At 54.1% G+C, this 17456-nt stretch carries 24 protein-coding genes; 5 read left to right on the forward strand and 19 right to left on the reverse strand.

Annotated elements, in window-relative coordinates:
• Window positions 1-101 precede the first annotated feature (101 nt).
• Together KNP85_RS12200 and KNP85_RS12205 are read left to right on the forward strand one after the other, a co-directional pair.
• Window positions 102-644 (forward strand): TraR/DksA C4-type zinc finger protein, encoded by a 543-nt coding sequence (locus KNP85_RS12200; RefSeq protein WP_021065899.1) that lies wholly within the window; start codon window positions 102-104, stop codon window positions 642-644.
• Window positions 645-784: 140 nt separating this feature from the next.
• On the forward strand, window positions 785-1264 hold the full coding sequence (locus tag KNP85_RS12205; RefSeq protein WP_029594482.1) for a helix-turn-helix transcriptional regulator: 480 nt from the start codon (window positions 785-787) through the stop codon (window positions 1262-1264).
• 17 nt (window positions 1265-1281) lie between these two features.
• Here KNP85_RS12205 and KNP85_RS12210 read toward each other — a convergent pair whose 3' ends face one another.
• The 3 genes from KNP85_RS12210 to KNP85_RS12220 form a co-directional block, all read right to left on the reverse strand.
• Window positions 1282-2274 (reverse strand): M23 family metallopeptidase, encoded by a 993-nt coding sequence (locus KNP85_RS12210; protein ID WP_214803263.1) that lies wholly within the window; start codon window positions 2272-2274, stop codon window positions 1282-1284.
• A 168-nt stretch (window positions 2275-2442) separates the two neighbouring features.
• Window positions 2443-2622 carry a hypothetical protein gene (locus tag KNP85_RS12215; protein ID WP_029594480.1) on the reverse strand — a complete coding sequence of 60 codons (180 nt, stop codon included), beginning with the start codon at window positions 2620-2622 and terminating at the stop codon, window positions 2443-2445.
• Entirely contained in the window at window positions 2622-3419 is a 798-nt protein-coding gene (locus tag KNP85_RS12220; RefSeq protein WP_214715778.1) for a GNAT family N-acetyltransferase, read from the reverse strand. Before KNP85_RS12220 ends, KNP85_RS12215 begins: the two co-directional genes overlap by 1 nt.
• Window positions 3420-3490: 71 nt before the next feature.
• On the opposite strand from KNP85_RS12220, the gene KNP85_RS12225 reads away from it, so the two are divergent.
• Window positions 3491-3955: a GNAT family N-acetyltransferase gene (locus KNP85_RS12225; protein WP_214715785.1), complete on the forward strand. Its 465-nt coding sequence runs from the start codon at window positions 3491-3493 to the stop codon at window positions 3953-3955.
• Here KNP85_RS12225 and KNP85_RS12230 read toward each other — a convergent pair.
• From KNP85_RS12230 to KNP85_RS12245, 4 genes are all read right to left on the reverse strand, one after another.
• Window positions 3936-4523 carry a GNAT family N-acetyltransferase gene (locus KNP85_RS12230; protein ID WP_214715787.1) on the reverse strand — a complete coding sequence of 196 codons (588 nt, stop codon included), beginning with the start codon at window positions 4521-4523 and terminating at the stop codon, window positions 3936-3938. The two genes, KNP85_RS12225 and KNP85_RS12230, sit on opposite strands and share 20 nt — an antisense overlap.
• 91 nt (window positions 4524-4614) lie before the next feature.
• Window positions 4615-5208 (reverse strand): NUDIX hydrolase, encoded by a 594-nt coding sequence (locus tag KNP85_RS12235; RefSeq protein ID WP_131472173.1) that lies wholly within the window; start codon window positions 5206-5208, stop codon window positions 4615-4617.
• Window positions 5205-6218 (reverse strand): S66 family peptidase, encoded by a 1014-nt coding sequence (locus KNP85_RS12240; protein ID WP_353048052.1) that lies wholly within the window; start codon window positions 6216-6218, stop codon window positions 5205-5207. The genes KNP85_RS12235 and KNP85_RS12240 overlap by 4 nt, the downstream gene beginning before the upstream one ends.
• 66 nt (window positions 6219-6284) lie before the next feature.
• Window positions 6285-6590, reverse strand: a complete 306-nt coding sequence (locus KNP85_RS12245; RefSeq protein ID WP_214715791.1) for a hypothetical protein — start codon at window positions 6588-6590, stop codon at window positions 6285-6287.
• A gap of 147 nt (window positions 6591-6737) precedes the next feature.
• On the opposite strand from KNP85_RS12245, the gene KNP85_RS12250 reads away from it, so the two are divergent.
• Window positions 6738-7052 (forward strand): hypothetical protein, encoded by a 315-nt coding sequence (locus KNP85_RS12250; protein WP_131472167.1) that lies wholly within the window; start codon window positions 6738-6740, stop codon window positions 7050-7052.
• An 85-nt stretch (window positions 7053-7137) separates the two neighbouring features.
• Window positions 7138-7923, forward strand: coding sequence for an SDR family oxidoreductase (locus tag KNP85_RS12255; RefSeq protein WP_021065888.1), 786 nt, complete (start codon window positions 7138-7140; stop codon window positions 7921-7923).
• A gap of 31 nt (window positions 7924-7954) precedes the next feature.
• On the opposite strand, the gene KNP85_RS12260 is transcribed toward KNP85_RS12255, so the two are convergent.
• The 12 genes from KNP85_RS12260 to KNP85_RS12315 all read right to left on the reverse strand — a co-directional run bounded on the left by KNP85_RS12260 (window position 7955) and on the right by KNP85_RS12315 (window position 17433).
• Entirely contained in the window at window positions 7955-8749 is a 795-nt protein-coding gene (locus KNP85_RS12260; RefSeq protein ID WP_214715799.1) for a GNAT family N-acetyltransferase, read from the reverse strand.
• Between the two features lie 67 nt (window positions 8750-8816).
• Window positions 8817-9317 (reverse strand): NUDIX hydrolase, encoded by a 501-nt coding sequence (locus tag KNP85_RS12265; RefSeq protein WP_035385626.1) that lies wholly within the window; start codon window positions 9315-9317, stop codon window positions 8817-8819.
• On the reverse strand, window positions 9314-10381 hold the full coding sequence (locus KNP85_RS12270) for a saccharopine dehydrogenase family protein (protein WP_021065885.1): 1068 nt from the start codon (window positions 10379-10381) through the stop codon (window positions 9314-9316). The genes KNP85_RS12265 and KNP85_RS12270 overlap by 4 nt, the downstream gene beginning before the upstream one ends.
• A gap of 66 nt (window positions 10382-10447) precedes the next feature.
• Entirely contained in the window at window positions 10448-10918 is a 471-nt protein-coding gene (locus KNP85_RS12275) for a hypothetical protein (protein ID WP_214715801.1), read from the reverse strand.
• Between the two features lie 88 nt (window positions 10919-11006).
• Entirely contained in the window at window positions 11007-11636 is a 630-nt protein-coding gene (locus tag KNP85_RS12280; RefSeq protein ID WP_029594468.1) for an NADPH-dependent FMN reductase, read from the reverse strand.
• Window positions 11633-12625, reverse strand: a complete 993-nt coding sequence (locus KNP85_RS12285; protein WP_131472159.1) for a ring-cleaving dioxygenase — start codon at window positions 12623-12625, stop codon at window positions 11633-11635. Before KNP85_RS12285 ends, KNP85_RS12280 begins: the two co-directional genes overlap by 4 nt.
• Before the next feature lie 35 nt (window positions 12626-12660).
• The gene (locus tag KNP85_RS12290) at window positions 12661-13095 is read right to left on the reverse strand and encodes a MarR family winged helix-turn-helix transcriptional regulator (RefSeq protein WP_251135308.1); all 435 of its coding nucleotides are present in this window, start codon (window positions 13093-13095) and stop codon (window positions 12661-12663) included.
• A gap of 135 nt (window positions 13096-13230) precedes the next feature.
• Window positions 13231-13665, reverse strand: coding sequence for a GNAT family N-acetyltransferase (locus KNP85_RS12295; protein ID WP_214803265.1), 435 nt, complete (start codon window positions 13663-13665; stop codon window positions 13231-13233).
• A 10-nt stretch (window positions 13666-13675) separates the two neighbouring features.
• Window positions 13676-14803, reverse strand: a complete 1128-nt coding sequence (locus KNP85_RS12300) for a tetratricopeptide repeat protein (RefSeq protein WP_214803268.1) — start codon at window positions 14801-14803, stop codon at window positions 13676-13678.
• Window positions 14804-14852: 49 nt separating this feature from the next.
• Window positions 14853-15392 carry a ribonuclease FAU-1 family protein gene (locus KNP85_RS12305; RefSeq protein ID WP_029594462.1) on the reverse strand — a complete coding sequence of 180 codons (540 nt, stop codon included), beginning with the start codon at window positions 15390-15392 and terminating at the stop codon, window positions 14853-14855.
• Between the two features lie 64 nt (window positions 15393-15456).
• Window positions 15457-16509 (reverse strand): DUF58 domain-containing protein, encoded by a 1053-nt coding sequence (locus KNP85_RS12310; RefSeq protein WP_214803269.1) that lies wholly within the window; start codon window positions 16507-16509, stop codon window positions 15457-15459.
• A gap of 3 nt (window positions 16510-16512) precedes the next feature.
• Window positions 16513-17433, reverse strand: a complete 921-nt coding sequence (locus KNP85_RS12315) for an AAA family ATPase (RefSeq protein ID WP_214803271.1) — start codon at window positions 17431-17433, stop codon at window positions 16513-16515.
• Window positions 17434-17456: the final 23 nt, after the last annotated feature.

A 17456-nucleotide genomic window follows, 5' to 3' on the forward strand; every position in this document is an offset into this window, starting at 1 on the left:
TTCAAATCGTTTAGAAATCACCTTCGCCAATCGAAAGGTTTGTACCGTCGCAAAATGGGAAATGCTAATATTAATGAAATCAGAACTGGAGAGTGGACCGCATGTTGACACAACAGCAGATTGATACGTTCAAAGAACGTCTATTAAAAGAGAAAGCGAAGACCGAAGGATATATGGAAAATCGGGAAGAAGTATATGACGAAGGGGAACTGTCCCACTACGATAACCATCCGGCAGACTCAGGAGAAGAATTATTCTTGCGCGAACGCGACCAAGCGCTAACTGAGCTCGATGAAGAGTTCTTGAGTGACGTCGACAAGGCGTTGCTCGCCATTGAGAACGGGACGTATGGCAAATGTGAGGTGTGCGGCGAAGACATCGAGTTGGACCGTCTTGAAATCATCCCTGAGGCGACGCTCTGCATCCAGCACGCGCGCGAGCAAGAAGAGAACGAGCACTTGACCGACCGCGAACGTCCGGTCGAAGAGGACGTGCTCAATCCATCTGAGACGGCTGCCCGGAAACAACTCGATGGGACCGACGAACCAGGCCAAAGCACGGATGCGTTCAGCCAAGTCGAAGATTTCGGGAGTTCGGACACGATTGCCGATAGCGAGGGCAATCATGACCCGACACGTGAATAACATCAGTCAGTGACCGAGCGAAAGGAGTCCCTCTCCTTTCGCTTTTTTGATGGCTCGAGGAAACGCCCTTCTTCATCCGATATCTTCCATCTTTCTATACCGCGTGATACACTGTGTAAAAATACACTTTAGGAGCAGGTATGCATACAAAAGAAACGTTTTCCGAACTGATTTCAAGCAAGCTCAAACTGATTCGTACCGAGCAAGGATTATCGCAAGAAGAACTATGTACGCTCGTCGGCATCTCGAAAAAAACGTTGATTCAAATCGAGAAGCGACGTCTGAACGCGAACTGGACGACGACGGTCGCCATCTGCGCTCTATTCAATCAAAGCCCATATCTCCATTCGTTGATTGGGGATCAACCAATCGAGTTCATTCGTCTCGTCGCCCATACCGACCCGAGCCTGGCGACGAAAACGTTGGGCGGACACGTCTGGTGGACGACGATTGAGCATCAAGGGAAATACCGGATTCAACAGAATATGGTCAGTCAACATTACCGGATTCTCGACCACGACGACTTCCGCTGGTTCAGTACGTTCGACCGTGACGAGGCGTTCCGGAAATTAATCGAACTGCGCGCGACCCATGATGAGAAGGGAGACACAAAAAAATGACGCAACGAATCGTTGCGTCAATACGTCGCTTTGATGGGCGACGCGCTATCGAGCACTTCGGCGACATCCATCGGGTTGACCGTGTTGCCGGCCGAACTTGATGAATAAGCATATTCTCCTTGATGCACTTCGAAATGGAGGTGCGGACCTGACGAGTTGCCCGTGTTGCCGATTTGGCCAATGCCTTCGCCTTGGAGCAACGTCTGGCCTGTCTTCACTTCGATTTTATGCATATGGGCGTAGACCGTCGTCCACTTTTGACCATCGATTTCATGCTCGATGAAGACGTGTTTCCCATACGGGCCGCCTGATTTGACGTCCGTGACCGTCCCAGCCGCCGCCGCATAAATCGGTGTGCCGACGTTCGCCGCGATATCGAGCCCGTTATGGAACGTATATCCGAACTGGCCGCTTGCCGGTCCGTAACCTTGTGACAGACGTCCAGTCGCTGGCATCATAAACTTGTCAGGCGCAAGCGCCGCCGTTTGTTGCTTCAAGTCTTTCAATTGGGCCGCTTGCCCTTTCAACTGCTTATAGGCTGCTACGTGAGCCGAGCGGGCTTTTTGCCGTTCTGCGTTCACGTCCGCCTGTTTGGTCTCAAGCGTCTTTAACGATTGTTTCGTCTCGGCTTGTTTGGCTTGCAAATCACGCTTCGTCTCTTCAGACTCCGCCGCCTCTGCCTTGGCGCTCGGGAGCACGGTTGACAACACTTGTTTGAATAGAGACTTGTCAGCTGTCTCCGGATTCAATGCCGTCTCGAATGACGCGAGTTTTGATTTGGTCTGCTCAATCTTCTGATCGATTGCTTTCGCGCTCTGATCGATCGTTTCGACGTGACGTTTGGCTTTGGCGACCGATTGTTTCGACGTTTGAATCCGTTGTTCGGTCTGTTGGAGCGATTTCGTCGTCTTGACGAGGTCTTGCGGGGTAATTTGATCCGCGGATACGGCTGAAGTCCCTGATAGAATCAGGACGCCTGTACCGACGGTGACGAGTAGTTGTTTCCACATATATTGATAAAACCTCCAGATTGGATGATTCGCTAGCTTGATTAAAAAGCTACAAGTGCGAATATAGCATCCACGTCTGAAAAGTTCAATATATGAAGCATTTCATTTGTATGTCGAACATATCAAAACAGTGAACTCGCCATCCATAAACTTCATTGAAATTTCACATCATCGCCTTCGTTGTAGGACGATGACGATGATACTAACGGCAGCCAGGATGGTCAGCGCCGGTCCGCCGAACAAAAAGAGTCGATCGAGGCCAGATGGCAGGTTCGTCGTCAGACCGAGAATCGTGAACAAGTTCCCGACGATCAGACCGAGCATGAGGACAGGCAACAGGACGCGCATTACGTCTCTATCCCGGGCTTGATCATCTCGAATTGAGCAATCTCGTCCTGGACGAACCCGAGCTGTCGCGCTGCCGAGAGCAACGCCGGGCGATCCGACGTCAACGTCAGGCGAATCGGTCCTTCAGCCGCGGCCGCACGCAATAACCATTCGGCGTCCTCGTCGCGACCGAACACATCCAGCAACAGACTGCCCCGGAAGAGCAGTGCTCCGCTCGTCTCGCCTTCCCTCACTCGCACGAGCTCGGTCTGTTGTTGTGTTGTGCGGACATCGACTTGCCAAATCGGTGTGTGCCCCGCTGCCGGATAATACGTATCGAACAGTTCAAGGATCGGTGCCGGTTCCCGTGTCGCGTTCGTCTCGGTCGGTACGGATTGAAAGTACATAATCTCTCGGACGACACGGTACCCGAGTCGGTCATAGAGGGCGAGCGCGGGATCGTTCCCTTGAATGACCTCGAGCAGACGCTTCCCCGTCGCCTGTTCATCGAACTGTCGCATCAATTCGTGCGCGATGCCGAGATGTCGGTAATCAGGGGCGACGGCCAAGCCGCCGCAACGAGTGACCCATCCCGTATCGAGGTGCGCCACGCCGCTCAACATGACGGCAACAGGCCGACCGTCCGCATAGGCGACGACGGAACGCGTCGGCTGGTTTTGATCGCGGACGAGGAAAACGGCCTCGAACTGGGCCTCATTCATGTCAAAGCGAATCATGTAATCGGAAAAGCCGTCCATGAAGGCTCGATACAAATCTTGGAGCGGTGGATGTTGGACATAAGAAATCACTGGATGCATCACGTGTTCGTTCCCTTCACTTATATTTCGGTATACTGGTGGAGACAGCTAATCATGGAGGAGGATTCATCATGACGACGAGACTCGAACCACTTCGAGAGGCCCATTGGCCCATCTTGAACACATTCACGTTACCGCTCGATCAAGAAAAATATACGACACTCCCGATTGACCTCGATTCCCCCCTCTTAGACGGGATTCATCCTATCGTCATCGTGGCCGAAGAGCCCGTCGGCTTCTTTTTGCTCCATGATACGGAACGGGTCGCCTCGTATACAGAGGCAGACGACGCGTTGTTGCTCTCGATGTTCTTGATTAACCATTCGGCGCAAGGGAACGGCCATGCCAAAGCGGCACTACACCAGTTGCCGAACTATGTACGAGCCCACTTCCCTCATAAACACGAGGTCGTGCTATCGGTCAATCTGAAAAACGAAGCCGCCTTTTCCCTTTATCAGACGGTCGGCTTCATCGACACGAAGCGCCGAATCGACGGCCCCATCGGCCCGCAGCGCATCATGTCGCTAACGGTCTAAGTTCGCCTGGCAACAGGCCATACACGGCCGTGTCCGTCAGTCGCATCCCATCAGCGGACAAGTCTTCGTTCCGGAGCATGCCTTCTAGCTGAAAGCCGAGCCGTTCCGGAATCAAGCGACTGCCTTCGTTCGTCGACTCGCAGCGAATCTCGATCCGTTTGAAATCGAACTGGGTGAAACCGAAACGGACGACCGCCTCGACCGCTTCCGTCATATAGCCACGACCGGTATGCGTCGAATCGAGCCAATACCCGATTTCCGCTTTCGGGACGTCCCAATCAATCCCGAACAGGCTGACCGTCCCAACGAACGTTCCCGTCTCCCGTAAAAAGATGAGATACCGGAAACTTTCGCCTGTTCCGTACAATTCTTGCGCCCGTTGTAAATTCGCTTCCGTCTCAGACAACGTCGGTACGTCTTGCGCGAACGGGAGCCATCGCTTCAACTCTTCATACGAGCCCCGAATCGCCTCGTTGACGACACGCGCATCCGTCTCGGCGAGCGGTGCCCGTAAATACAGACGCGCCGTCTCCAAGCCGAGCGGGATTGTGTCTGGTCCTGTTTTCATCTTTCTTCCCCCTCTTTACTTACGAAAACACAAAATGAGCAAGCCGCCCATCCCGACCACCAGCACGACGTGAAGCAGTTGCCATAGGACTTCAATCATGGCGTTCCTCTTGAGCGGTTTTTACACCCGCCAGCACTTGCTCCCAATAGTTGGTCGGGTGTGGTACGAGATCGCGTTTCGTCACGACCCGTGTCTCTCCCGAGATGACCGATGTTGTCTCCATCTCAGACTGCGTCCCGTCAATAAGTGCGTGCAGCGCCGTGATCTCGACCGAGACGACATCGGCCACTTCCGCTTCGTCCAACGTGAACGCTTCGCCATCATACGCATAGACATACGTATGGGCGAACTCGCGGTCTAAAAACGTATCCGTCTCGATGACGTCTTCGAAGACGCCGAGCGGGGTCAGTTGATCGAACGTCAATTCGAGTCCTAACTCTTCTTGAATCTCGCGCACCCCGTCACGAACGGTCTCCCCAGCGGTCAAGTGCCCGGCGGCCGTGATATCGAACAACGCGGGGAAGTCCGCCTTCGTATCGCTGCGAAGCTGTAATAAGAGGCGGTCGTAATCCATCATCCAGCAGTGGAACGTCTCATGCCAATCCCCGTCCCGATGAACGTCTGCCCGTGATTTCAATCCGATTTTCTTCCGACGGTGGTCGACGATTGTAATGAACTCGATCATGACGTCACCCCGTTCTCTAAAAATGTGATCGTTCCCGCCGTCGCGTCAAGTTCAACCTCGATGCCAATCGGAAACACATGGGACGGGAACGTATGCCCGATATCGACGTTCGTCAAAATCGGGAAGTCGACGTCTCCGAGCACTTCGAGCAACAAGTCCTCAAATGAAAACGGCGCGCCGGCCGCATCGAAATGTTCATGCTTTCCGATGACGAGACCGCTGATGACGTCGAACACCCCGGCAAGCTTGAGCATGCTGAGGGAACGCTCCTCGTCCGCCATCGTCTTGAACGAGTCTTCTAAAAAGAGAATCGCACCGGTCACATCAGGGAAATAATCAGACTTCAAAAAGCCGGTCATCGTGTTCATGTTCCCACCAATCAGCTTGCCGCGGGCCTGTCCGTCTCGAAGGGTTAGCCATCCGTCATTTGGACGGAACGTCTTCTCCCGGTCCTGGGTCGACCAATCGATCATCTCCTCGGTCCACTCTCGGGGCACATCGAGCGTATACGGTGCCGTCCGTTCTAAACCGAGCACCTCTCGCACGTAACGTTCCCCGTCGGCGAACATCGTCTCGTACTCTCCGAACGACGGGACGATGGCCGGACCGTAAAATGTCGTCACTCCCGTCTGCGTATAACAAGCGAGGAGGAGCGCCGTGACATCGCTATAGCCCATGATGATTTTCGGCTGTCGTCGCAACGCTTCATAATCGATATACGGTAAGAGCGAATTTGAGTTCGTCCCGCCAATCGTACTGATGATTGCTTTGACGTCCGGGTCACGCAATAGCGCGTTGACCTCTTCGGCCCGTTCTTGAATCGAGGCCGAGCGATATCCTTCCGAACGATGCGTGCATGAGCCTTCCTGAACGATGAATCCCATCCGTTTCAGTTGTTCGATTCCGCGCGTGTATCGTTCCGGGAACCGTGCCGGTGCCGGGAACGACGGTGTGATGATTCCAATCGTGTCTCCCGGTCGTAGCGCCGGGGGGTGCTTCTTCGTTAACACAGTCATCCCTCCATCAAGTGCGATGCCTTCACTGTACGAGTTTCAAGAGTCGGATGACAACCTAGTTCAAAACAAATCAGGGTCTTCCGAAAGGGTCCGTGCTTTTCGGATTTTCTGCGGCCGTCCGGTCCAACCAAGTGTGAGAAAGAAGAAACCGCCTCCGATGACACAGGACAACCCGACCAGTCCCGCGACGATGCCGTCAAATCCAAAGCGTTCCCCGCTCACGACGAGCAACAGTGGCGAAAAAAGCAAAGCCACGCCTAGTAGCAATACGCCACCCCACATCCGTCGCCGTGGAAACCCGATTGTCCACCAGCCGAATGCCACCAATCCTAAAACGATTAATCCAATCATTCCGATTAGAACCATCCTCAGCGCCTCCACTCTTCAAATTGTCTTGTTTTATTCCGCGTCAACAATTGAAAATCCTGTCAAAAAGGCACTATAGAATTCCTGCAAACCGGGTAAATAACTATTGGAAACCACCGTACCGGAATCGCACAGAGGAGGAACACCATGAGAACCCGACTCATCTTTGCTCTGGCATTTATCGGTCTTTTTTTAGTTGCTGTTTATTGGATCAGTACACGGGACGACCATCAAATCGAAGGTCGAATCGAACAGATTGACATCCCACAGCTGATGATTGGACCACATGACTTGTCAGACGACGAGTTAACGTTGCAGACGATATTAATCAACGAACGAACGAAAGTGACAGGAGAAGCGAACGATGTGCAACAACTCCGGGTCGGACAAGTCGTCACGGTCGAACTCGATCGCGACGCCAAGTTGAAAATCGCGGTATCGATTCACGTTCAACCCGAATGAGTCGTTTCACCTTTTTTCAGAAAACGGGCTTAGGTTTCATAGAACGGTGGAATATGAGAACAGGAAGCTGAAAGGAGCGAATTGAATGATTTCAAATACATTGTTATCGGGGAAGGTCGCCTTCATCACAGGCGCGGCATCTGGAATCGGACGTGCCACTGTCATCCGGTTCGTCCAAGCCGGGGCGAAAGTCGCCATCGTCGATTTGAACTTAGAAGACGCGGAACAACTTGCGACTCTGATTGGAGAAGAGCGTGCCATCGGCATCAGTGCCGATGTGGGGAACGAAGACGAGATGAAACGAGCGTACGAGCAGACGGTTGAACGTTTCGGCCGCGTCGACATCGTCTTCGCGAACGCAGGACGAAACGGCACGATCACACCAATCGAGCACTTGTCGCTCGAAGATTGGAACGGTGTCGTCGAGACGAACTTGACGGGCACGTTCTTGACGGTGAAACATGCCATCCCTCATTTAAAAGAACGAGGCGGCAGTGTCATCATCACGTCGTCTATCAACGGAAACCGTTACTTCAAAAACTTTGGGTTCAGCGGCTATGCGACGACGAAAGCCGGCCAGACCGGATTCGCCAAAATGGCAGCAGCCGAGCTCGCCCAATTCGGCATTCGCGTCAACTCGATTTGCCCGGGGGCCATCGACACGAACATCGATGACTCGACGAATCGCGATGACGCCTTGCTCGAAGAAATCGTCATCCCGATCGAGTATCCGGAAGGAAATCAACCGTTGGCCGGGAAATCCGGCACGGCCAAACAAGTCGCGGACGTCGTCTTGTTCTTCGCGAGCAACATGTCGAGTCACGTCACCGGCTCTGAGGTGTACGTCGACGGTGCCGAATCATTACTTTAATAACAACAGGTCGCCCCGCGGGGCGACCTGTTTATTTGAGAATTGGGCTTTTCATGACGGCTTTCTGGTAAAACGGAATGAATCCTAAGCGCTCCATGTTCCGTCCCGAGGCCGTATCGACTTTCGTCGTCACGGTCACGTACTGGCAACCGGCTGCTTTTGCGGCCGCAATCCGTTCCAAGATGAGCTGTGTCTGATAGCCTCTGCCCCGATAAGCGGGAATCGTGCTCGTCAAAAACAGTTCGCCCATTCCGTCCTGGACGGCAAGAATCCCACCGGCGACGGCCATCTCACCTTCGCGGACGAGAAACGCCTGGTTTTCGGGTAACGCGTAGAAGCCTTTCGCGGTATCAATCGTCTCTTGCATGACCGTCCCGGTCTCGGCGAAGCCGGCCGCGATGGCCCGAGCCCATTCGTTCACGTTATCGGCGTGCACGCGTTCGACCGCATGCTCCATATCCGTGAATACGAACGTGTTCACGTCGAGCAACCACACGTCCAGGAAGTGGTCGAGCGTATAGTTTCGCTCTTGGAGCAACCGAATGAGTGACATGTCCGCGAGCGGACAAACCTCGATATGTAGGCGGGACACGTTCTTGCCGCGTACCCATTTCTCCATCTGGTGCAAATCGTAAAAACTGGTCGGTCGATTCAAACCGAAGCCGACCGCAAAACTCGTATTGCCCATCCGAAAGACGTGGCCTTTGTTTTCGACAATCAATTCCGAACCTTCATAGGGAGGGGACTGTTTCCGATGCCGAATATAGGCAGACGTCCCTTCCGCTTTGATGCGTTCGATCCGCCTGGCTAGTTCTAAGCGTCTCATCTCGTTCCCTCCCCACTAATCTCCCCTGAGTTTACCACACTTCGATTGCGAACAGATTGTGATTCCGTTACAAGGCGAGACGCAAGTCTGACTCAAATCGAAGTAACCGTTCCCGGACAGATGGGACGAGATCATCCAGGGCCATCAATTCTGACCAATCGACGAGACGAACCGCTACGACTTCGTCTTCCTGAAGCACCAAGTCATCAAGTTGCAGCGGAGTATCGGTTTGATAGCGATACAGGTCTAGAAAATATGTCTCGCGGCGTAACGTCGCCACCCACTCCAACTGGTCAGGTTCGATCCAGAGACCAATCTCTTCACCAAGTTCACGAATGGCACCGTCACGGCTCGTTTCACCGGCAAGAACGGAACCACCCGTCCCTTCCCAAAGAAGTGGGTGCGTCTTGCCTGGATGGCGTTGCGAGAGCAACACGTTTCCGTTCACATCAAACGTGAACACCTCGATGACGGTATGATACGTGTCCACTGCTAACTGTTCGCCGCGCACGTGCGTTTTGCCGAGCGGACGCCGCTCTCCGTCGACTAAATCCCATTGCTCACTCAAAGCCGGACCTCGTCAACGACAAACGAGGATGACCCTTCAATCTCTTCGATGAAGTGTGATCCGAACAGCATCGCCGGTGTGAAGCTGCCAGGGATGACACGGCCTGAACTGACAAGTCGTGACACGACCTCAAGCGCCCCGTACACGGTAAAGGCATATGTGCTCGCCGTCTTGATGCGGACGATCACTTTACGTCCTGAGGCGTTCGTCGCTTCGCCCCAGACATACGTCGAGGAGCGTTCCCGTTCTGACTCGTCCGGTCCGCTCACATGTTCATCAACATAACGGAGCAGTTTCCCTTGCACCGCGTCGCTGCCGAGAATCGGACCGAACCAAGACAAAAGACGCGCCCCGTAAGCGTAAGCCGTAGGGACCGGGACCCACGTCGTGATGTTCGGAATGCCCGTCGTATAATAGGCGGTCGAGACGTCTCCCCATGGAATGGCGATGGCCGTTTTCTTGCCGCGTCCGAAATCGATGTGACGACGTTTCTCGCCCAGCGGAAACGGTGTCAATTCGCCATCTTTTCGTTCGGCACTGCTCGACCCTAGCCCACGGATTGCTGTTTTCAGCGTCCCGCGTGAGATACCGGCGGCGGCCGAGAAACCGAGTGCGAGATTCGTCGCGTCCGGCATCAGCTCTTTCAGCTTCCGGGCCACACAGTCGGTCGGAATCACGTCGAAGCCGACACCCGAACAGAGCAACACGCCCGCTTCTTGCGCGAGCTTAGCCCGTTTCTTCGAGTGGATGTATTCGAACACCTCGATTTCCCCGGTAATATCCAAGTAATGTGTCTTCGTGGCGAGACACGCCTCGACCATCGGCCGACTCGTATCGGCGAACGGTCCGGCACAGTGTAACACGAGGTCGATGTCTTCCAATTGGCGTGTCGCCTTATCAAGCGACAAGTTGAAGACGCGCGTCTCGCACCCGAGCTCCTCCCCGAGCTTGGCGATCGCGTCCGCACGCCGACCCGCGAGCACCGGTGTCATCCCTTGTTTCACCGCTTGACGGGCAATCAGTTCGCCTGTATACCCGTTCGCTCCATAAATCATCCATTTCATCACGATTCCTCCTTCAACTCTGCAAACATGTCTTTTCTTTGTTCCCTATCCTGCCAACTTTCACCCTTATAAACGATGCATCACGTCTTGCATCACACCGCCCAAATAGACGATGCCAAAAGCCGCCACTACGACACCGACGGGGATGATGAGACTCGACCAAGCCTGTCTCGTTTCGAATCGACAGTCTTTATGCGACAAGTAGCGGTCAATCATCCAATATAAAACTGCTGCTCCTGCACCAAGCCAGAGCAAAACAAGTCCGAACCCGATATGTAAGCCAAACGAGACGAGCGGCTCGAACCGCATCGACATTCGGCGTGCCACCCAGTCGCTGAACACTGATGTCAACACCCCGTACGTGACGATGACCAGGAAACTGACTGACAAATAGGTGGCCGTCAACATGAGAAGCCCGTTCACCGTGTCCGCTATCCCTCCGCTATCCGGATATTGCGGGATGACGACCCAACATGCCAACAAGAACGAATAAACCGGGGTCGTAAGTGACGCCGCGATGATTTTTCTAGTCCACATGTCCATCCTCCTCTTCCCCTCTCACTCTACACGACCCGACTAAAAAGCGCACAAAAAAACCAGCCTCGTGAAAAGGCTGGTCGAGTCATCAGTTATTCGCAGCTTCTGCCGCTTTCGAACGGACCGTCTGCATCGCTTCTGTCCATGGGACGAGCTGATCGAGCATGTCGTTGACCGATTGGACTTGAACGTCTTTCGGTGCGAAATGTGTCCCGTTCTCGAAGTCTGTGAAGAGCGAGAGCGCTGGGTGGACACGGACGTGAGCGATCAAGAGCTCGCTCAAGACACCACGCAAGTGTTCTGTCGCACGTGCGCCGCCGACCGAACCATATGAGACGATACCGGCTGCTTTGTTATGCCATTCGTTGCGTAAGTAGTCGAGGGCGTTTTTGAGCGCACCTGTGATCGAGTGGTTGTATTCTTGGACGATGAAGACGAAGCCGTCCATCTCCGCGATTTTCTCAGACCATGCCGCGGCACCTGTTGCGTCGCCGCCTGGCTCGCCGAGAAGCGGGAGGCTGTAGTCTGCGATATCGATGATTTCATAGTTAGCGTCACCGCGTTTGTTCGCGATTTCTTTCACCCATTCTCCGACTTGCGGGCTGACGCGTCCTTCACGAGTAGATCCGAGTACGATTCCAATTTTCAACATGTTAGTTCCTCCTTGTGAGTTGGTTGGTTCTTCTTGTTTACCGAACAAACGATTTAAAAAGCTCATTTCATGCCCTCATATTCTTTCTCAAACGTTTTTGTACTTCTGACCGTATCAATCGGTCGAACCATCGCTTCAATCTGTTCCCGCTTCGGTTCTAAGAACGGCGGGAGTGACAATTTCTCACCGACCGTCTCATACGGTTCATCGCCCATGAACCCTGGTCCGTCCGTTGCCCATTCGAACAGGATTTGCGGCGCGACCCGTGCGTAAGACGATTCGAAGAAGAAGCGGTCGACATAGCCTGATGTCGGTAACCCGAACTGTTGCAATCGTGCCGTCCATTCATCGAGGACACTGCGGTCATCGACACGGAAAGCGACGTGATGCACGGTTCCGAACCCTTGGCGCGCGACTGGTGACGTCTCGTCATGAATGACGACGACTTGCGCTCCGTTTCCACCCTCACCTCCTTCAAAGAGATGCGCGTCGCCTTCTTGTCCGATTTCTTCGAACAACATGACTTGCTCCATCACTTGTTTGAAATACGTAAAATCCGCGATGCGGATAAAGATGGGACCGAGACCCGTGATGGCGTACTCGAGCGGGACCGGGCCGTTTTGCCACGGCTCGCCTGACGCGACACCGACGTTGAACTCATCTGAGATGAGCTGGTACGCCTGCTCGTCGAAGTCGACGAACGCGAGCGTCTTCTTGCCGAACTGCTCGGTGATACCTTCATGCTTCACGCCGAGGCGGTCGAAGCGACGTTCCCAATACGTGAGTGCCTCGTCGGTCGGGACGCGGAACGACGTCTTGGCGATTTCATTCGTCCCATGCACGCCTTTTGGGATGCCAGGGAAATCGAAGAACGTCATATCTGTTCCAGCGCTGCCTTTGTCATCGGCGAAAAATAAGTGGTACGTCTGAATGTCGTCTTGGTTGACCGTCTTTTTGACGAGGCGCATTCCGAGGACGTTCGTAAAGAAGTCATAGTTCTTCTCGGCGCTACTCGTAATCGCCGTCACGTGGTGAATTCCTTTTACATGGTTCATTCGAATCGCTCCTTAAAATCTTGATTTCGAGATAATCAGTTAAATTTTTTTGACGCTTCGGCGCGTTTGCCGACTGTCTTCAATTGAGTAATTGTATTTGCTAAATCGAGGCCGTCGAACAGCTCGTCCATTCGTTGTTCGTGGGCCGGAAAAATGCGCGACATGAGTGTGCGCCCTTCTTCCGTCAGCGCCGCATACGTGACGCGCCGGTCGCTCGGACAGGCTTTGCGAATCAAGTAGCCTTTCGCTTCGAGCCGGTCGACGATGTACGTCATGCTCCCGCTCGTCAATAATACCTTTTTGCCGATCGTTTGAATCGGTTGATCGCCTTTATGATACAGCAGTTCGAGCACCGAGAACTCGGTCGGGTTCAGCCCGTACTCGGCAACCTCTTGCTTGACCACGTCTTGAATCGACTGTGAGGCCCGAAGTAACACCGTGATTGCTTTTAACGTTTGTCGTTCTTCCATGTGTTCCCCTCCTCTGCTGAGAGAAAACAATACTTTAAATTTCATTATCTTTAATTCGAGATAAATATAACACGGTAAGTTTGATGGGTCAATCAATTTGTCTCAAAAAAATAAAAGACGAGTTGCCTCGTCTTTTCATCTGCGCCGAATGACCGCCATCTCCCGCCCGAAGCGATTGCCTTCATCGACAAAGCCTAAGCTTTCGTATAATCGATGCGCGCCCCTATTATCGGGATGGTAACCGACGACGATCGGTTCGGTGCCGAGCTGCCCTACTTCTTCCAGCATGAGTTCGGTCGCCATGCGTCCAATCCCTTTTCCTTGGTACGCGTGGTCGATCATGATGCGATACACCCAGCGCGCGTCCAACTCTTCGAGTACCGTATTGTACATGAGAAACCCGACCATCGTCTCGTCCTCGTAAATCGCATACGCCCGCAGCGTCGGTTCATACATCGCTTGCAGCAGCGAAATCGCATTCGGTTCCATATACGCTTGTTGCTCGTCACTCAGAGTGAGCTGACAGCACGTGTACCAGTTTTGTTCTGTAATCGGTTGAAGTGTGATCATCCGGTTCTCCTTAATCGTATGTCTCGTCCAAGTTACGCGCATAAAACGCGATGGCGCGACGATACCGTTTAATGCTGTCATCCGGCTCCGGGCTTGCGAGCAGTTCGAGCAACGTACCGGTCGCCTCAGTGTGGCGTCCGAGATTATAATGGGTCATCGCTTGAAATACTTTGAGCGCCCCGATGTCTGGGAACTGTTCAATCGCCTTGGTGAACAACGCCTCAGCGTCCTCGTAGCGGCCGAGCGCCCGGTACGTGCTACCGAGTCCGATATACGTCTCACGGAGCTCTTCGCCGGCGAGCCCGAGCCGAATCGCCCGTTCATAATGTGGGACGGCTTGACGCTCTTCACCGAGCGAGTCATAACACGAAGCGCAATGGGCATGGAGGCGCGGATTCTTCTCGTCTTGCCGGAGCAACATCAGGAACAGCTGCTTCGCCCGTTCGAGCTCTCCGTTCTCACGGAGACGAATCGCTTCGTCGAGCCCCTTCTCTTCAGGAGTTTGGACTTCCAAGTCACTCAAGTCATCAAGCCACGCTTGCAACAATTCGTAATAGCGACCGACATGGACGCCATCGACGAGGGCATGGTGGGCTTGGACCGAGAGCGGCATCGTCATCCGGTCACCGGTCTCCGTGAATTTGCCCCAGGCGATGCGCGGCACCGTATCATGCTGTTGGTCGTGTGTCGGGTGGCTGATGCTCGTGAACGTGACCCAAGGCACGCTCGTGATGTAAAGCAGACTGTCCGGCTCATCGTCTCCGACGACGACTTCCCGTTTCGCCCCGCTCATCCGAGCCGTCACTTCTTCCATGAAGTCCGGGAACGCGTCTTTATAGGTCGCCGTGCAAAAGTTGAAGACGTCATCGTCCATCATGACGGTAAACGAGGGATGCACGACGTCGTGCTCGATGACCTCGTCGCCGCGAATGCGGTAGCGAAGCTCCGGGATGGCGTTCGCCGTCTTGACGGCACCGTACAAGAACAGTTTAAAGAACGACTGGCCGGTCCGTTTGGCGTGCGTATGTAACTTCGTCACATCAACGCTCGCCGTCACATTGAAATGCGGAGCGTCAAACGCCTTGAAGAATTCGTAGTGCTTCTTGCGCGACCACGTCTCGGTATTGATGATTTTCATGATTCGTCCCCCTGTTTTTTCTTTCACTGTACCAAAGGGAACAGGCCGTTCAAAGTTTTTGCTTCAACTCGGTGTAATGCTCGTTCGCCAAGTCGAAATAGACGAAGTCCCGCCGTTCAATCCGGTCGAGCGTCGCATGGAAGTCACGCCAGCCCTGCTCGACGAGCTCCGGCGTCAGTTCTCCGGCCTCCGTCGCTTCCTCGAACTCGTCCTCGTCTTTGCGGACAACGTCCCCGTTCGGGAAGATGAGGATGTCGAGCAACAAGTCGTCCATATACGGGATTCCGTCCTCGTATCCGATCGCTTCGACGATATCGATGTACCATTGAACGATGTGCCCTTCATCATTAAACATGACGGTCACACCGAACGGCTCGTCGTCTGGGAAATATTGGAGCCAGCTGTAACCGGCATCGGCGACGATGAACTCTTCTCCCTTGTGCATCTTATATTGAGGTGCGCGGACCGCATCGATTTGAAACAAGGCGACGGTCCCGGAGAAACGGTCATCATGTACCTCCATTTGCGCGTAGCGATGTTGCAAAATCCGTTCCCAGTCTCGACGATTGGCAAATTTCCGTTTTGGCATATGTCTCTCTCCTTTTGACCCAATTCATACGTAAAGAGTTCGCCAAAATCCGACATTTCCCTGTTCAATCGTACAGATTGTGTTGATTGAACGAGACGAGGTGGCTTTGCTTCAATCGTTTTCGCTCGACCATCCGCGTAAAGGCGTCTGTCGAGATGAAGCGATTGCCTGGGTGAATCGTCGCCAACTGCAGCAAGATGAATCGTATGCCGCGCTCACCTTCCTGAAGCGGGACATGGAGCATCGTCCCATCCTCATTGAATCGATTCAAGAACAACTCGATTTTGCAGTCCTCTTTTAACAGGCGCGATGTGACGAAGGCGGTTTGGCTGATGAGCGATTCAAAGTCGTGATGGAGCGTATAACCGGACGGTCCGGTCAAATCCAAGGCGAACGTGAACGTATCGAGCGTCGTCTGTTGAAACACTTTCGACTGCAGTCGTCCGAGTTTTGCGGTCGCATACCAATCGATCTCCTTCACCGGTTCCCCTTCATACGGTTTCGACCCGATCAGTTGCAACGGATTTCGAAGCGGTGACGCCAAGTGCGGCCGGTCCCCGAGCGCTAGCCGCTTCGTCCCGATCGGTGGATGCAACAGGAGCGATGGAAGCACGGTCCACTCTGTATCGATCGGTCGTTCATACAAATACGTCCCAAGGCGAAACGGGAGCGTGACGGCGATGACGCATTCCTCGAACATGGCTGGACCGCGATACTCGGCGCGCACGACCAATTCGTGCCGGGCTCGACCGACATCGACCTCATAGTCGAGCACGTTCGGAAGGCGCTCATGCGCCGGAAAGCTGATTCCTGAGCTCGCCTTCAAGCGAACCCGTAGTGGTAGTCCGAGCCGATTCAACTCGTCCACCCCATCAACCACCAACACGAGCCGACTCTCATCTCCGACAAACAGCAATTCTTCGTATTGTGTGAACCGGAGATCGATGCGCCGCTCAAGTTGTTGCCGCGTCCGCTCGAGCATCCAAATCGCACTCGCTATAATGAAACATAGATAGCCCAACCCATAGACGTACGGGAAGAACACGAGTATGGCTCCGCTCACGAGATATACAGGGAGGAGCCGGCGCTGCAACGAGGCGTGCGTGGACAGGATCATCCGTCAGCCCTCGACCGGCACGGGCACCGTGTCCAGAATGTGCGCGACGACGTTCGCTTTGGTCGACTTGATGCCGCCTTCGAGCGTCAAGCTGATGCGATGGGCGAGCACGTACGGCGCCACGGCTTTGACGTCTTCCGGGATGACGTACAGTCGGCCGGCCAAATAGGCATAGCTTTGACAAGCGCGGAGCAACGCGATCGCGCCGCGTGGGCTGACTCCGACCTCGACGGACGCGTGCGCCCGGGTCGCATGGACGAGACCGAGCATATAGTCGAGGACATCGTCCTGAATCGCGACTTGTCTCGTCTCGGCCTGCGCTTCTTGCAGCGAGGCGAGTGACGTCACGGCCTCGATGTGTTTGCGGGTCTCGGTCAACACTTGCAACAACAGTTCTCGCTCTTCGGCGGCGTCCGGATAGCCGACCGGAATCGAAATGAGGAAACGGTCGAGTTGCGCGTCTGGGAGCGGGAACGTCCCGGCCGATTCAATCGGGTTCTGCGTCGCGATGACAAAGAACGGTTTCGGCATCGGATACGTCTTCCCGCCGATTGAGACTTGTCGTTCCTCCATCGCTTCGAGCAGCGCCGACTGGGTGCGTGGGACAGACCGGTTGATTTCATCAATCAAGACAATGTTCGCGAAAATCGGACCTTGCCGATGGTCAAAGCCTTGCGTCTGCATATTGAAGTAGTCGGTCCCGATGACGTCGGACGGGAGCAAATCGGCCGTAAATTGGATGCGCGAGAATGACCCGTCCAAACTGCCGGCGATCGCTTTGGCGAGCAACGTCTTCCCCGTTCCAGGTACGTCCTCGAGCAAGATGTGCCCTTCGGCGAGAAGCGCCGTGCAGCAGAGCCGGACGACTTCACCTTTCCCCAAATATACTTCATTCAACTGTTTGATGACCGCTTCGATTCCCATTTCGTTCCCCTCCGTTGGTAGAT

Origin of the sequence: Exiguobacterium sp. s194 (assembly GCF_018618275.1) — a bacterium.
Taxonomy (GTDB): domain Bacteria; phylum Bacillota; class Bacilli; order Exiguobacteriales; family Exiguobacteriaceae; genus Exiguobacterium; species Exiguobacterium chiriqhucha.

What these genes read in the sequence shown, in the direction of transcription:
- KNP85_RS12295 (WP_214803265.1), bottom strand. Translation starts at nt 13,665, where the DNA reads ATGATCACACTTCAACCGATTACAGAACAAAACTGGTACACGTGCTGT.
- KNP85_RS12310 (WP_214803269.1), bottom strand. Translation starts at nt 16,509, where the DNA reads ATGATCCTGTCCACGCACGCCTCGTTGCAGCGCCGGCTCCTCCCTGTA.
- KNP85_RS12235 (WP_131472173.1), bottom strand. Translation starts at nt 5,208, where the DNA reads ATGATCGAGTTCATTACAATCGTCGACCACCGTCGGAAGAAAATCGGA.
- KNP85_RS12280 (WP_029594468.1), bottom strand. Translation starts at nt 11,636, where the DNA reads ATGAGCTTTTTAAATCGTTTGTTCGGTAAACAAGAAGAACCAACCAAC.
- KNP85_RS12230 (WP_214715787.1), bottom strand. Translation starts at nt 4,523, where the DNA reads ATGAAAACAGGACCAGACACAATCCCGCTCGGCTTGGAGACGGCGCGT.
- KNP85_RS12215 (WP_029594480.1), bottom strand. Translation starts at nt 2,622, where the DNA reads ATGCGCGTCCTGTTGCCTGTCCTCATGCTCGGTCTGATCGTCGGGAAC.
- KNP85_RS12300 (WP_214803268.1), bottom strand. Translation starts at nt 14,803, where the DNA reads ATGAAAATCATCAATACCGAGACGTGGTCGCGCAAGAAGCACTACGAA.
- KNP85_RS12305 (WP_029594462.1), bottom strand. Translation starts at nt 15,392, where the DNA reads ATGCCAAAACGGAAATTTGCCAATCGTCGAGACTGGGAACGGATTTTG.
- KNP85_RS12220 (WP_214715778.1), bottom strand. Translation starts at nt 3,419, where the DNA reads ATGCATCCAGTGATTTCTTATGTCCAACATCCACCGCTCCAAGATTTG.
- KNP85_RS12290 (WP_251135308.1), bottom strand. Translation starts at nt 13,095, where the DNA reads ATGGAAGAACGACAAACGTTAAAAGCAATCACGGTGTTACTTCGGGCC.
- KNP85_RS12255 (WP_021065888.1), top strand. Translation starts at nt 7,138, where the DNA reads ATGATTTCAAATACATTGTTATCGGGGAAGGTCGCCTTCATCACAGGC.
- KNP85_RS12200 (WP_021065899.1), top strand. Translation starts at nt 102, where the DNA reads ATGTTGACACAACAGCAGATTGATACGTTCAAAGAACGTCTATTAAAA.
- KNP85_RS12285 (WP_131472159.1), bottom strand. Translation starts at nt 12,625, where the DNA reads ATGAACCATGTAAAAGGAATTCACCACGTGACGGCGATTACGAGTAGC.
- KNP85_RS12250 (WP_131472167.1), top strand. Translation starts at nt 6,738, where the DNA reads ATGAGAACCCGACTCATCTTTGCTCTGGCATTTATCGGTCTTTTTTTA.
- KNP85_RS12315 (WP_214803271.1), bottom strand. Translation starts at nt 17,433, where the DNA reads ATGGGAATCGAAGCGGTCATCAAACAGTTGAATGAAGTATATTTGGGG.
- KNP85_RS12270 (WP_021065885.1), bottom strand. Translation starts at nt 10,381, where the DNA reads ATGAAATGGATGATTTATGGAGCGAACGGGTATACAGGCGAACTGATT.
- KNP85_RS12210 (WP_214803263.1), bottom strand. Translation starts at nt 2,274, where the DNA reads ATGTGGAAACAACTACTCGTCACCGTCGGTACAGGCGTCCTGATTCTA.
- KNP85_RS12225 (WP_214715785.1), top strand. Translation starts at nt 3,491, where the DNA reads ATGACGACGAGACTCGAACCACTTCGAGAGGCCCATTGGCCCATCTTG.
- KNP85_RS12245 (WP_214715791.1), bottom strand. Translation starts at nt 6,590, where the DNA reads ATGGTTCTAATCGGAATGATTGGATTAATCGTTTTAGGATTGGTGGCA.
- KNP85_RS12275 (WP_214715801.1), bottom strand. Translation starts at nt 10,918, where the DNA reads ATGTGGACTAGAAAAATCATCGCGGCGTCACTTACGACCCCGGTTTAT.
- KNP85_RS12205 (WP_029594482.1), top strand. Translation starts at nt 785, where the DNA reads ATGCATACAAAAGAAACGTTTTCCGAACTGATTTCAAGCAAGCTCAAA.
- KNP85_RS12260 (WP_214715799.1), bottom strand. Translation starts at nt 8,749, where the DNA reads ATGAGACGCTTAGAACTAGCCAGGCGGATCGAACGCATCAAAGCGGAA.